General features: G+C 47.3%; 12 protein-coding genes. 3 read left to right on the top strand and 9 right to left on the bottom strand.

Annotated features, from left to right (window positions below):
• Positions 1-190 precede the first annotated feature (190 nt).
• The 3 genes from ACXMYH_RS08620 to ACXMYH_RS08630 form a co-directional block, all read right to left on the bottom strand.
• Positions 191-1,384, bottom strand: coding sequence for an acetate kinase (locus tag ACXMYH_RS08620; RefSeq protein WP_118735412.1), 1,194 nt, complete (start codon positions 1,382-1,384; stop codon positions 191-193).
• A 152-nt stretch (positions 1,385-1,536) separates the two neighbouring features.
• Complete coding sequence (gene pta, locus ACXMYH_RS08625) at positions 1,537-2,538, bottom strand: phosphate acetyltransferase (protein WP_117470288.1); 1,002 nt, start codon at positions 2,536-2,538, stop codon at positions 1,537-1,539.
• Between the two features lie 438 nt (positions 2,539-2,976).
• A complete protein-coding gene (locus ACXMYH_RS08630; protein WP_118298009.1) occupies positions 2,977-3,309 on the bottom strand; it encodes a cyclic-di-AMP receptor in 333 nt (110 codons plus the stop codon).
• Positions 3,310-3,581: 272 nt separating this feature from the next.
• Here ACXMYH_RS08630 and ACXMYH_RS08635 point away from each other — a divergent pair, with 272 nt between their 5' ends.
• On the top strand, positions 3,582-4,784 hold the full coding sequence (locus tag ACXMYH_RS08635) for a tRNA(Met) cytidine acetate ligase (RefSeq protein ID WP_215702058.1): 1,203 nt from the start codon (positions 3,582-3,584) through the stop codon (positions 4,782-4,784).
• A 176-nt stretch (positions 4,785-4,960) separates the two neighbouring features.
• Here ACXMYH_RS08635 and ACXMYH_RS08640 read toward each other — a convergent pair whose 3' ends face one another.
• The 3 genes from ACXMYH_RS08640 to ACXMYH_RS08650 all read right to left on the bottom strand — a co-directional run bounded on the left by ACXMYH_RS08640 (position 4,961) and on the right by ACXMYH_RS08650 (position 9,430).
• Positions 4,961-7,768, bottom strand: coding sequence for an AAA family ATPase (locus ACXMYH_RS08640; RefSeq protein WP_486554693.1), 2,808 nt, complete (start codon positions 7,766-7,768; stop codon positions 4,961-4,963).
• Positions 7,765-8,898: an exonuclease SbcCD subunit D gene (locus ACXMYH_RS08645; RefSeq protein ID WP_486554694.1), complete on the bottom strand. Its 1,134-nt coding sequence runs from the start codon at positions 8,896-8,898 to the stop codon at positions 7,765-7,767. The genes ACXMYH_RS08640 and ACXMYH_RS08645 overlap by 4 nt, the downstream gene beginning before the upstream one ends.
• A gap of 217 nt (positions 8,899-9,115) precedes the next feature.
• Positions 9,116-9,430: a LysM peptidoglycan-binding domain-containing protein gene (locus tag ACXMYH_RS08650; protein ID WP_118298004.1), complete on the bottom strand. Its 315-nt coding sequence runs from the start codon at positions 9,428-9,430 to the stop codon at positions 9,116-9,118.
• Positions 9,431-9,697: 267 nt separating this feature from the next.
• Between ACXMYH_RS08650 and lexA the strand changes: the two genes are divergently transcribed.
• Positions 9,698-10,315, top strand: coding sequence for a transcriptional repressor LexA (gene lexA, locus ACXMYH_RS08655; RefSeq protein WP_118298003.1), 618 nt, complete (start codon positions 9,698-9,700; stop codon positions 10,313-10,315).
• A 396-nt stretch (positions 10,316-10,711) separates the two neighbouring features.
• Here lexA and ACXMYH_RS08660 read toward each other — a convergent pair whose 3' ends face one another.
• Positions 10,712-10,831: a GNAT family N-acetyltransferase gene (locus ACXMYH_RS08660; protein ID WP_486554695.1), complete on the bottom strand. Its 120-nt coding sequence runs from the start codon at positions 10,829-10,831 to the stop codon at positions 10,712-10,714.
• 270 nt (positions 10,832-11,101) lie between these two features.
• On the opposite strand from ACXMYH_RS08660, the gene ACXMYH_RS08665 reads away from it, so the two are divergent.
• On the top strand, positions 11,102-11,614 hold the full coding sequence (locus ACXMYH_RS08665) for a hypothetical protein (protein ID WP_486554696.1): 513 nt from the start codon (positions 11,102-11,104) through the stop codon (positions 11,612-11,614).
• A gap of 119 nt (positions 11,615-11,733) precedes the next feature.
• On the opposite strand, the gene ACXMYH_RS08670 is transcribed toward ACXMYH_RS08665, so the two are convergent.
• Positions 11,734-12,852: an RNA-guided endonuclease TnpB family protein gene (locus tag ACXMYH_RS08670; protein ID WP_486554697.1), complete on the bottom strand. Its 1,119-nt coding sequence runs from the start codon at positions 12,850-12,852 to the stop codon at positions 11,734-11,736.
• Entirely contained in the window at positions 12,815-13,255 is a 441-nt protein-coding gene (gene tnpA, locus ACXMYH_RS08675) for an IS200/IS605 family transposase (protein WP_486554652.1), read from the bottom strand. The genes ACXMYH_RS08670 and tnpA overlap by 38 nt, the downstream gene beginning before the upstream one ends.
• Between the last annotated feature and the right edge of the window lie 138 nt (positions 13,256-13,393).

Consider the following 13,393-nt stretch of genomic DNA (forward strand, 5'->3'; position numbering starts at 1 on the left):
GGGCGTTAAAACCTCCAGACAGCACAGAAGCCAACCCGCTCATCTCCTGCTCTCACAGGGTTCTGAACGGGTCAGCGTCATTGCTAATCGATCAAACCGTATGCTGATTCAGATGAGAAAGCACTTATGCAAGCAGGCTTGCAGCCCATCTTTTCATCGAGACCGGCGCACGGCTGAACTGTACCCTGAATTATTTTACAAGAGCTAAAGTCTCTCTTGCAATCGCAAGCTCCTCGTTTGTCGGGATAACCATAACTTTAACCTTGGAATCCGGTGTGGAGATTACGATATCTTTTCCTCTTACGCTGTTAGCCTCGTCGTCGATCTTGATGCCAAGGTAGGATAAATGCTCGCAAACAGCTTTTCTCATGGACTTGCCGTTCTCACCAAGACCTGCTGTGAATGCGATCACATCTACGCCGTCCATAGCTGCTGTGTAAGCACCGATGTACTTAACAACGCGGTAGTTGTAAGCTGCAAGAGCTTTTGCTGCGCGGTCGTTGCCAGCCTCAGCTGCTTCCTCGATGTCACGGAAGTCGCTGGATACGCCGGACAGGCCAAGAACACCGGACTTTTTATTCAGAACGTTCATAACACCTGCGATATCGAGGTTCTCTTTCTTAGCGATGAACTCCATGATAGCCGGATCCATATCACCGGAACGAGTTCCCATAATAAGACCCTCAAGCGGTGTAAGACCCATGCTTGTATCTACGGATTTGCCGTTCTTTACAGCAGAAAGGCTTGCGCCGTTTCCAAGATGGCAAACGATGATCTTTAAATCCTCGTACGGTTTTCCAGCAACCTCAGCAGCTCTCTTGGATACGAAGCTGTGGGAGGTTCCGTGGAAGCCATATCTTCTTACTTTGTACTTCTCGTAGTACTCGTACGGAAGGCCGTAAAGGTAAGCCTCCTCCGGCATTGTCTGATGGAATGCAGTATCGAATACAGCTACCATCGGTACGTTCGGCATAAGCTCCTGGCAAGCGCGGATACCGATCAGGTTTGCCGGGTTGTGAAGCGGTGCAAGATCGTTGCACTCTTCGATTGCTTTCATAGCCTCATCTGTGATCACTGTGGAAGAAGTAAACTTCTCACCGCCGTGTACGACACGGTGACCAACAGCGCCAACCTCTGCAAGGCTTGCGATAACGCCGCTCTTCTTGTTTGTGAGAGCGTCTAATACCATCTGGATCGCCTGTGTGTGTGTCGGCATCGGGGAAACGGTAACTTTCTTCTCTCCGCCTGCCGGCTGGTATGTGATCTGGCTTCCTTCGATACCAATTCTCTCGCAGAGACCTTTTGCAAGAACTGCCTCTGTATCAGAGTTGATTAACTGGTACTTTAAGGAAGAGCTTCCGCAGTTGATAACTAAAATATTCATGACAGATAAAACTCCTTGTGATTATAAAATAGAATCTGTGTCTTCCGGTCTCCGGAACGAAGACTGGATATTACAGTTGTTGCCAAAAAGGGAACGCCGTTTCCTCTTGATCGATTTTGCGTCGTTCCCCATTGTTGTTAAGTAATTATAGATTAAGCCATCTGAGCCTGTACAGCTGTAAGAGCTACTACACCAACGATATCCTCAGCAGAGCATCCACGGGAAAGGTCGTTGACCGGTCTTGCGATACCCTGGAGCATCGGGCCGTAAGCTTCTGCTTTAGCAAGTCTCTGAACCAGCTTGTAACCGATGTTGCCGCAGTCAAGGTTCGGGAAGATAAGAACGTTAGCATGACCTGCAACTTCGCTTCCTTTTGCTTTTGCTTTTGCTACGGACGGAACAATCGCTGCATCGAGCTGTAACTCGCCGTCAAGGTCAAGCTGCGGGTACTTCTCGTTTGCGATCTTTGTAGCCTCTACAACCTTGTCTACAAGAGCGTGCTTTGCGCTGCCCTTTGTGGAGTGGGAAAGCATAGCTACGATCGGCTTCTCACCAACAAGTGCGCGGAAGCTCTTAGCGGAGCTGTCAGCGATTGCAGCGAGCTCTGCAGATGTCGGATCCTGGTTTAAACCACAGTCAGCGAATAAGAATGTGCCGTTTGCACCGTACTCGCAGTTCGGAACGTCCATGATGAAGAAACCGGATACAAGCTCTGTTCCCGGAGCTGTCTTTAAGATCTGAAGAGCCGGTCTTAATGTATCAGCTGTTGCGTGGCAAGCACCTGCAACAAGTCCGTCAGCGTCTTTTTCTTTTACCATCATAACGCCGTATGTGATGTAATCTGTCTTTAAGATCTCCTGTGCTTTCTCGAGAGTCATACCCTTTTTCTCTCTTAATTTGAACAGGGTCTCTGCGTAGTGGTCAAACTTCGGATCAGTATCCGGATCTACGACCTTAAGGCCAGTAAGGTCAACTTCCAGCCAGTGAGCACCATCCATGATCTTTTCCTCTTTTCCGATCATGATCAGGTCAGCGGTCTTCTCCTTTAATACCTGTGCTGCAGCAATAAGAGTTCTCTTATCGTTGCTCTCCGGCAGAATGATTGTCATTACATCCTGTTTTGCCTTTTCTTTCATAAGATCAATAAATGCCATGATGATTGACTCCTTCCTCAATATGGGTTTTCATACGTATTTTTATTATATCGCAGCTAAATACTGGATACAAGACTATATTCTCCAATTTTTTGCACTTTTTTCAATACCTCTCGTTAAATTTAAAACAATGCGGTAAAAAAACGGGCACAGCGGAAGTTTGACCGGAAGCAGCTGCCTGCCTATCGGGAAATTTTATCGAACGTTCCGGTAACAAGTGAAAACACGCTTCGCGAGTTTCCCCTTGTTATCGCGACAGTCACCAAGGTCTCGCGCAAGCACGGACTTTGGCTCGTTGTTCGCGTAAACAAACAGCTCCGGTCGACCAGGAATACTGATTGCCGGAGCTGTTTGTATCTTTTATCTTTTCTCTGCAGGACCGCAGTCATATTTATTGTTCGCATTGCTGCAGCAGTCTCTGTCAGTATCATTTTTCGGTCAGATCTTCTCATACCGCTCAACATCTACAACAAAGATCGTCGCACCGCCGACATCGACCGACATCGGCATTGTTGCGCAGTGGACCATGGAGGAACCGGATACATACGGCATATTGATCGTGATCTTCTGGTGATGGCCGCACTCCTTTTTAATAATATCGATCGCTTCATCAACCCGCGCTTCTTCCGTCACGATCATCAGGGTCGTATTCCCTTTTTTCAGGAATCCGCCGGTCGTGGAAAGACGGGTCACGCTGAATTTGTGTTTTGTGAGTGATGTCGTCACATCGTCCTCGTTGTCATACCGGATAATTGCGTAGATCAGTTTCATATAGCATCCATCCTTTCTGCGTCTTATTTCGAAGATTGCGGTATGCGCCGCAAAGATATAACTGTAACACTAAGGCAGCCGCTCTGAATTCTTTCTGATATTTTTGAATATTCTTATCATCCTGGAACAATCAGTCTTTCACACGCTGCTTAGATGCAGTATATCACATTTTTTCTTTGAGAACAATAAATATTGCATTAAGATTTTGTTTCGACTATGATATTAGATAACGAATGCAGGCAAATGATCTGCACAAGTTGAGGAGATCTACTATGAAAACAGCTGCCATCATTGCAGAATACAATCCATTCCACAATGGCCATAAATATCAGATTGAAGAGACAAGACGCCGGACCGGAGCCGATTTCATCGCGGTCGTCATGAGCGGTGACTTCGTACAGCGCGGGGCCCCGGCAATCTACAGCAAGTTTCTCCGGACTCGCTCCGCGCTTCTCTCCGGCGCTGACCTCGTTGTCGAAATGCCCGTTTTCGGAAGTCTGAGCGCTGCCCAGGATTTCGCACGTTGCGGAATCTCTTTGTTTCATCATATGGGGATCATCGATGTGCTCTCCTTCGGCAGTGAAGCAGGGGAAATCAAAAAATTGCAGGAACTGGCAGACCAGGCCGGCACAGAGACGGAAGAACAGTCGGATCTGATCCGTAAAAGTCTCCGAAGCGGCCTTACCTACCCACAGGCACTGGCTCTTGCCAGAAAAGATTCTGTTCCTGTATCGCCCAACGATATCCTTGCGGTTGAGTACCTGAAGGCATTAAAGGAATTTTCTTCCGCGGTCGAACCCTGGACCCTGAAACGCTCCGATCCCGGGTATCACTCCGAAGGGCGGGACGGCTCTTTCGCTTCTGCAACAGCGATCCGAAAGGCGATCTCTGCGCAGGATCCGGATTTTCTCTCAGCTGTTCTCCCGGATTCCCACTTTGAAAGTCTGCAGGCCGAATCCGAGGTTCCATTATTTCCGGATGATTTTTCTCTCCTGATAGAACAGAAGATCCTGACTTCCGCTCTGGAAAAAATTCAGAGCATTTCCGGTATGCCGGAGGACCTCGCCGCAAAGCTCTATAAAAACCGTCTGGAATTTCTCCGAACCGATGCACTGACCGCAGCCAGAAAAGACCGGCAGTATACTTACGCGAAGGTCAGCCGCGCTCTTATGAATCTCATGCTGGATATCACAGACAAGGACCAACGGGGATTTGCTGCCTGCGATTACGCTCCATGGGTCCGGATCCTGGGATTCCGAAAAACATCCGCAGCACTTTTATCGGAATTGAAAAAGCATTGCGATATCCCTGTCATCGTCAAGACCGCTGATGCCAACGAGATTCTCTCCCCGGAAGTCTATCCGCTTTTTGAGAAAAATCTGACCGCATCTGAGATCTGCCGGATGGTGCGGGAGCTGAAATCAGGAAAGGTACAAAAAAACGAATTTACCCGTTCGCCGATCATGATCCCGTGAACTATATCGGCAATTGAATTACCGCGCATCTGCATTTTAGATCACCGTATCTACGATGTAGATGCTTCTTTTTTCCGGTTCCTTTTCTCCGCATATTTGGCTGACACTTCTTCCGACTGCGACGGACATTGGCTGGAATAGCTCTCTTCCTGCCGGATCTGCTGTCACGCACGTTTTCAGATCACGCCGTCCGATATTCTGACAGTGCTTCCCACGCCTTCCCGACCGCGTTTTTTTGTTATCACGATCTTTTTTTCAATCCTGTCTTTCAGCTCCGCAACATGAGAAATGATACCGACAAGTTTTTTTCCGTCCGCAAGATTTCCCAGTGCCTTTACCGCCTGGTCCAGCGCATCCTCATCAAGAGAACCGAATCCTTCGTCCACAAACATGGCATCCAGCTGGATCCCGCCTGCCATAGACTGGATCTCATCCGAAAGTCCCAGCGCCAGGGAAAGCGAGGCCTGGAACGTTTCGCCGCCGGAGAGCGTCTTTACACTCCGCTCACTTCCGTTATAGTGATCGATCACATTCAGTTCCAGTCCGCTCTTGTCCTTTTTGTTCCCCGATGTCTCACTTCTTTTCAGTTCATACTGACCGCTGCTCATCGTCATCAGCCGGATATTCGCCCGCCTCAGAATCCGGTCAAAATACGCCATCTGGACATAGGTCTCAAGTTCGATCTTCCGCTTTCCATTCAGTGTCCCGGCTGCCGTGTCCGCAAGTGAGTGGACCCAGATATATTCCTGTTCTGTCTGTTCCATGAGATTCTGCCAGGTGCAGACCTTCTCGTAGATCTTCCGGTTGTTCTGTAAAGCCGAATGGAGCTGTTCCCGCTGTTTTAATGTTCCTGTTTTTTTCGTCTCCAGGCGTTCCAGCATCTCTGAGAGTTCCGTTTCCTTCAGCTCTTCTCTTTTTCCGATCTGTTTTTCCAGTGTTTCCACCGCAGAATCCAAGCTCGCCATATCTCTCTGGTATTTTTCCATTTTAGCCTTCGCGCTGCTTTCTTCCAGCTCCAGCTCCCTTTTCTGCGTTTTCATCATTTTCAGGTTTTCTTCGATCTCTGCCGCATTTTGCCCTTCCAGCCTTTCCTGAAGCTCTTTCACCTGCACCTTCAGCATTGACAGGGATGTCAACAGGTTCTGCTCCGACAAGGCAAGCGCCGTATTTTTTTCTTTCGCCGTCTCCAGAGCCTTTTCCAGCTTCTTTATTGAATCTTCCAGCGTTTTTAGCTGTTTCAGCTGTTCTGCATTCGATCTGATACGGATTTCCAGTTCACAAAGTTCTTTCTCCGTCTTTGTTATCGCCAGTCTGGCTGCCGTCATACACTCCGCAGGATCCGATATCTCTGATATCCTGTTATACAGGTCTGCTTTCAAAACGGCAGGAAGCTCCACTATCCTCTTTATCTCGAGATCCAGATTTTCTTTTAAGTTTCCGGCTCTCTCGCTCAGCCTCTCAGACTTCACTCCTGCCCGTTCAGCTTCCTTCTTCCTTAGTTTCAGTTCTTCCTGATCCGGGATCTCTTCTGCAAGCTCAGCAGGAGCCGGGTGATGACAGGAACCGCATACCGGACAGGGGATTCCTTCCTCCAGATCCTGTGCAAGAATGCCGGCCTGGGCATTCAGAAACAGTGTTTCCAGGTGTCCATACCGTATGCGGCTCTCATCACGCAGGGAAATCGAGATTGCGTACTCTTTCTGCACATCTTTCAATTCCCTGTAAGTCGACTCAAGCCGCTCCAGGTGTTCTTCCAGTTCCTTTTTCTGTCGCAAAAGTGCTTCTTTCGCATTTGACAGCTGCTCTTTCTCCACCGGTGCTCTGGAAATCTTCTCTCTGTCCCCAGACCGGTTCTCCAGTTCTGTTTGCAGAAGATCCGTCTGTTCCTGCATCGACTTTCTATCTGTCTGAACGCTCAAAAGTGTCTGTTCTTTCCCAGCCGCTTCTCCTCTTTTCTGATCCAGTTCCAGAAATCTCTGACTATCCAGTTCCAGTTTCTGAACTTTCTTTGCCAGTTCTTCGCGAAGCTCCGACTTTTTCTCCACTTTTTTCCATTCTGCAAGGACCGCTTCATACTCCGGATTCAGTCGTTCCCGTTCCTGTTTTTTATTCTCCAGTTCTGCCTCGATCCGTCTGATCTGGGCCGCCTTTCCCTTTTTTTCATTTACCGCGCGGATCTGCTTTTCCAGGCTCTGCACAGATCCATCCAGCGTTTCCAGATGTACCTTTTCTTTTTCTGTCTCACTGCGCAGCAGCTCGATCCCCCGCATTGTTTTTCCTTCAAAGTGTACCTTTTTTAAGGAATTAAATTCCTGTTCCGCCGCCGGATCTTCCTCAAAGCAGGCATCCTCCAGGTACTGGGTAATGCTCCGGCGCAGATCATCATAATCTTTTCGTCTGCGCTTTTCCTCGTCCCGCAGACGCCACTGGATCTCCTGAAAGATCTCCGTGTGAAAGATCTGACGGAAGATTTCTCCGCGTTCCGCAGTCCCTGCGATCAGAAGTTTCTGGAAATCCCCCTGGGCGATCATCGCAATCTGAGTAAACTGTTTATAGTCGAGACCCATCAGCTCCGTCACAGCCTTTGTGACCGCGCCCATCTTTGCCACTGGCTGACGTCCGTCGGGATAGATCAGTTCCGCATCCGCTTTTTTCGTTGTAAATCCGGTTCCTCGCTTTTTCGGGCATTCATATTCCGGATTTCTTCTGACGATATATTCTTTTCCCTGATAGGCGAAAGTCAGCTCCACAAACGTCTCCGTCTCTGCTTTCGCATATTTGCTCCGGAACATTCCGGCTTCCCGCACAGTTCCGCTTGCCTCACCGTACAGGGCAAATGTGATCGCATCAAAGATCGTCGTCTTACCGGCGCCGGTATCTCCCGTGATCAGGTAAAGACCGTGTTCTCCAAGTTGTTCAAAATCGATCGTGTTCTCCCCCGCGTATGGGCCGAAGGCACTGATCACCAGTTTTTCAGGTTTCATTCTTTTATCTCCCGGATCAATTGCTCTGCAAAATTCTTCTGCTGTTTCGTCATAGGCTGATTATTCTGAAGTTCATAGAACTCATAAAACAGTTCGATCTCTGTCTTTTTTTCTACGGCCTGCGCTGCATCGACCTCCTGAGTGGTTTTTGTCCTCTGATTGTCATACAAAAGCTGCATGATATTCGGGTAGATCACACGCAGTTTCTGAAGACCGTCCGGCACATCATCCTCGTCCGTCAAGGTCACCTGGATATAATCTTCACGGTTCATATCTCTGTAAAAAGAACGGTCGGTAAGTTCCAGATAAGTGCCCCGGAGCTTCCTCATATCCCGGAGAGGTTTTAACGGCAGCAGGCTGGTCCTTACTGTTCCTTTTTTCTCCAACTCCACGACTGTAATTGATTTCTCCTGGTCCACCTCCGAAAATGAATATTTTAAGGGAGTCCCGCAATAGCGAACCCGGTCAGTTCCTACGTTTTGGGGACTGTGGATATGTCCAAGTGCTGTATAATCAAACGGTGTAAAGACCGCTGCGTCAATGTTGTCGAGACCACCGACCTGAACATCCTCCGACTCGCACCTGGAAGCTCCCGTGACAAACTGGTGTGCGACAAGGATGTTTCTATCCTTCAGATCGATCTCCATATGGCGGATCACCGTCTCCGCCGCAGTCTGGACATCCGTTACCAGATCCGCCTCATTCTCAAATACATGCCGCACAGTCGAAGGGCGGATAAACGGGAGCAGGTGGATCCAGACTGTTCCGTATTGATCCTTCAGCGGAATCTTCGTGACACTCCCATCATATACAGGCGAAAGGTAGATCCCCCGGCTGTTCAACAGTCTTCCGCCGAAAGCCAGCCGTTCCGCCGAATCATGGTTCCCGCTGATAATAAAAACAGGAATCGCTCTCCCGGCAAGCCTTGTGATAAATTCGTCGAACACCTGGACCGCCTCCGCGGACGGGATCTGCTTGTCATAAATATCACCGGCCAGGATGATCCCGTCCGGCTTTTCTTCTTCCGCCAGATCAAGAATTCTTTTAAGAATATATTTCTGGTCTTCGATCATCGAAAACTCATTGACTCTCTTTCCGATATGAAGGTCCGATAAATGGAATAATTTCATTGGTTCCTCCTATTGCTCTCTCTTCTGCTCCTCCTATTGTACCGTTTTATCCCGGCAATAGCAAGCAAGGAACTTTTGGCCGCCGGTCAGCTGGAATGCAAGTATCCCGGAGAAAGAACAAGATCCCCGGACATCATTCTGCCCAAAGGATCTCGTTTGCAGCCCGGAGAGTCTTTCTCTCCGCATCCTCTCTTCTGTATCTTTCTGTCTTATATCATCACTTTATATACGGGTTTCCCGGCGTCTCCGCATAATACTCCACGGAGATCATATCACCGGCACGGAGTTCGTCAGAAACCATTCCGTTGATCAGTTTCAGCTCATATACATATTCCCGCACGGACATACCGGAATGATGATAATAAGTTTTTGCAACAGACCAGAGGGTATCACCTTTTTCCACCTCGATCGTCGTATAATAGCGGTTATAGACGGCATCATCCTCGTCTTCATTCGCCATAACCAGGGTCTTTCCAAAAAAGCAGGACATGATCATCACGATCATCACAAGAGCGATCAAATACTTCTTCATATTGGTTCCTCCTCTGTATTCAGTAAGTGCAAACTCATGTTCGGGAACATCTGTTCTGGTTTAGATTCTATCACGCGAACATATGTTTGTCAATTCTTTTTCTCCATTTTTTCGAACAAAAGTTTGCTTTTTTTCGCAGTTTATGATACTATGTATGCAGAGAAGAAATATTCTTTTGCAGATTATTACAGCGGTCGTCAAATGTCTCCCCGTGTATGCGCGGTTGCCATTTTCCTAATCGCCGTGACGAATAAAAGGAGGGGTCTCATGAGTCAGGGAAAAATTACTGATAAGCAGAAAGAAATACTTGAATATATAAAAGAAATGATCTTAAAGAAAGGATATCCGCCGGCTGTGCGCGAGATCTGTGAGGCGGTTCACTTGAAATCCACCTCCTCGGTCCACTCCCACCTGGAATCCCTGGAGAAGAACGGATATATCCGCCGGGATCCGACGAAGCCGAGAACTATCGAGATTCTCGATGATGATTTCGCTCTTACAAGACGTGAAGTTGTAAATGTGCCGGTGATCGGTACGGTCGCCGCCGGAACTCCGATCCTCGCGGAGCAGAATATCGAAGATTATCTTCCGATCCCTGCCGAAATGCTCCCGAATAAAGAAGTATTTATGTTAAAGGTAAAAGGAAACAGTATGATCGAAGCAGGGATCTACAGCGGTGATAAAGTCATCGTTGCAAAGCAGCCGGACGCCGAGAACGGCGATAAAGTCGTTGCGCTCGTTGATGACTCCGCGACCGTAAAAACGTTCTACAAAGAGAACGGTCACTTCCGTCTCCAGCCAGAAAACTCCACGATGGACCCGATCATCCTGGATCACGTAGAGATCCTCGGTAAAGTCATCGGTCTTTTCCGCATGATGAGTTGATTTGTTTATAACAAAAGAAAAATCCCCGGCAGTCCGCTGTGTTTTTGCAGTGGAACTGTCGGAGATTTTTTCATATCTTCCAGGCTGTGCTCTTGCGCTGTTGTCCCTTTCCCTATTTCGAGAATACCAGTCGAAATATCTTATGCCCGAAATGAGATGCAGCCGTTTGTCGGGTTAAATATTATTTCATGATTTTCCAATGTATCATTTACTCCTATAGAGCTCGGCAAACCAGAATCTGCGATTCTAATGTTTTTGCTTTAATTCATAGGACGGATGATATAAGCCGGTTGGTTCGTAAAATTCGTCACCAATATAGTGAAAACCCAGCTTACGCAAAACCTTTGCAGATTCAGTATTATGAGGATTATGTCCTGCAAACAGTGCGTCTGCTTTCTAAATGGAAAACGCGTAGTTGATGACAGCCGATGCAGCTTCCACTGCGTAGCCTTTTCTCCAGAATTGCGGAAGCAGATGAAACCCGATCTCATATTCATTCTTACGATATGGTCGCAATCCGCAGCATCCAATCGCGAGATCCAGGGTGCGTTCGGCTTTGAGAACCCGCAGGCAATCTATAAGTGGATCGCCGGGAAATCACTTCCAAGCCTGAACAACTTTATCATTCTCAGCAGACTGTTACATACCAGCATTGAAAATATCCTCGTCATTGACGGGGATATTCCTCTTTTATGGGTTTCTTTAAACCAAGGGTTCAATGACATCTTCCCTCTCTCGCCTTATAATCGTGTCATAAGGAATTGATGCGAAGGAGGCGAATACATCATGAAAATGACTTCGGCTTATGCCAATAAACTGCTCAAAAGCCTGGCGGACGAAAAGTCCTACTGGGAAGCCAAGGAAGCGACATCCCGTACATACGTTGCCGCCGTCAGCGAGGAACCGGTCATTCCGGAGTATGACTACTCCGCCGTTTCCGAGACGTTGAAAGAAATTGATCGAAAAACCGTTATTATCAAGCACGCCCTGAACCTGGCCAACGCAACAGCAAAGATCATGGTAGGCGATACGGAAATGAGCGTCGACAGCATTCTGGTAAGGATGGCACAGCTCAACTCCCGCAAAGCGACCCTGGACACCATGCGGAAATGCCTTCCGAAAATGAGGGAATCTTCCCATGCATTCAGCTCCAGGAATGCCGTTCCTGAGTATCGCTATACCAATTACGATCCAGAACTGGTAAAACAGGATTACGAACATATCTCCGGCGAAATCATGGAAATGCAGATTGCCCTTGATCAGTACAATCAGACGTTCCTGTTTGAAGCGGACATGTGACATACTCCCACCACTTAGCTCACGCTTGAAGTGGGGGCTTCTCGTTCGATTACCCCGTTGGGCAAAGCATTCACGAGCGATCCCCGTGTGTCCCACGGTTCTTTTTGTCTGATATATTTTTATGATGCTTTTTCGCTTTTTTCTAATATGATCCCGGATATTCTCAGGCCTTCCCGGCAGACGTTGACCGCCGCATTTTCATCACGGTCCATCCGGTTTCCGCAGCTGCAAAGATATACCCGATCTTCCAGTTTCAGATCATGTTTTATTTTTCCACAACAGCTGCATGTTCTGGAACTTGGATACCAGCGGTCGATGCGGACAAGTTTCTTCCCTTCCCGTTCCAGTTTATACTGCAAAAAATCTGTGAACATTCTCCAGCCGTTGTCATGAACATTTTTTCCAAAATGATGTTCCCCGCTCATCGTCTTCAGATCCAGATCTTCGATACATACGATATCATAGAAATTGGTTATCTTTCTTGATTCTTTATGCAGATAATCTTTTCTCTGGTGAGCGATATGTGTATGGATCCGCGCCACTTTTTTCTGTTGTTTTTTATAACGATTGCTTCCCTTCCGGCAATGGCTCAGTTTTCTCTGCGCTTTCGCCAGTTTTTCCTGGCTGTTTCTGAAATAGTGCGGATAACCTGCATGTTTTCCATTGGAATCTACATATAGTTCTTTCATGGAAAAATCGAGTCCGACGGCCTGCCTTATGTTCCTTATTTCCACTGGCTTTTCTTCACAAAAATACAGAAGAGAAACATAATACCGCCCATCAGCTTCCAGACAGACGGATGCACCTTTCAGGCAGGCATCTTCTCGGATCTTACGATGCTGCCGGATCCGGATCCAGCCAGTTTTGGGGAGCTTCAGTTTCCCATCTTTTAACAGGATATTTCCATTGACACTGTTTGTGGTATAGCTTTTAACAGGATTCTTTTTTGACTTGAATCTCGGAAAACCAAACGATGGATCCCTGAAAAAGTTTTTATATGCAATCTGTAGGTGCAGCTGGGCATTGCACAGAGCAAGGCTGTCCACTTCTTTTAGCCATGGAAATTCTGCCTTATATTTTGCCGGAGTGACCTTTAGATTTTTTCCGGTCTTTTCATAGCATTCCTTCTTTTCTGACAGCATCCGGTTATATACGAACCTGACACATCCAAATGTTTTTGCAAACAGTTCCTGTTGTATTTTATTGGGATAGATCCGAAACCGGTATACTACGTTCATATTTTTTCTCCCCCTGTGTCTCGATGTACTGACGGATCACTTCGATCGGAGCTCCGCCGGCACTCAGGAGGCAGAAGCTCTGACTCCAGAACATTTCCTTCCAGAGCTTCTGCCGGATCTCCGGATACTCTTTTTTGATCAGACGGCTGCTGGCACTTTTATAGGCATTGATAAATTTACTGAGTTCCGACTTCGGATGGGCACGGAACATGATATGGACATGGTCCTCATCGTGATTCCACTCTTCCAGGGTGATATGATATTTGGGCGCAATGTATTCAAAGATTTCTCGTGCGCGATCCGAGATCGGATCATTCAGGACCTTTTTCCGGTACTTTACGACCAGGATCAGATGATAACAGAGTAAAAATACTGAATGTGCATTATTGTCAAGTTCTCTCATATTTATCAGCCTTTCTTTTTATTTCGACTGATTTAATTATATCACAAATGAGATCATTTGTCTATTACATTTCAGAACATTTGTTCTGTTTGATCTGCAATCTATTTTTCCTTCAGGCTTATTCATTTTATGCAGAAT

It is taken from the genome of Pilosibacter sp. NGB245, assembly GCF_057397225.1.

Coding starts and splice junctions, on each gene's coding strand:
- ACXMYH_RS08640 (WP_486554693.1), bottom strand. CDS start 7,768: ATGAAACCTGAAAAACTGGTGATCAGTGCCTTCGGCCCATACGCGGGG.
- lexA (WP_118298003.1), top strand. CDS start 9,698: ATGAGTCAGGGAAAAATTACTGATAAGCAGAAAGAAATACTTGAATAT.
- ACXMYH_RS08650 (WP_118298004.1), bottom strand. CDS start 9,430: ATGAAGAAGTATTTGATCGCTCTTGTGATGATCGTGATGATCATGTCC.
- ACXMYH_RS08665 (WP_486554696.1), top strand. CDS start 11,102: ATGAAAATGACTTCGGCTTATGCCAATAAACTGCTCAAAAGCCTGGCG.
- pta (WP_117470288.1), bottom strand. CDS start 2,538: ATGGCATTTATTGATCTTATGAAAGAAAAGGCAAAACAGGATGTAATG.
- ACXMYH_RS08620 (WP_118735412.1), bottom strand. CDS start 1,384: ATGAATATTTTAGTTATCAACTGCGGAAGCTCTTCCTTAAAGTACCAG.
- tnpA (WP_486554652.1), bottom strand. CDS start 13,255: ATGAGAGAACTTGACAATAATGCACATTCAGTATTTTTACTCTGTTAT.
- ACXMYH_RS08635 (WP_215702058.1), top strand. CDS start 3,582: ATGAAAACAGCTGCCATCATTGCAGAATACAATCCATTCCACAATGGC.
- ACXMYH_RS08670 (WP_486554697.1), bottom strand. CDS start 12,852: ATGAACGTAGTATACCGGTTTCGGATCTATCCCAATAAAATACAACAG.
- ACXMYH_RS08645 (WP_486554694.1), bottom strand. CDS start 8,898: ATGAAATTATTCCATTTATCGGACCTTCATATCGGAAAGAGAGTCAAT.
- ACXMYH_RS08630 (WP_118298009.1), bottom strand. CDS start 3,309: ATGAAACTGATCTACGCAATTATCCGGTATGACAACGAGGACGATGTG.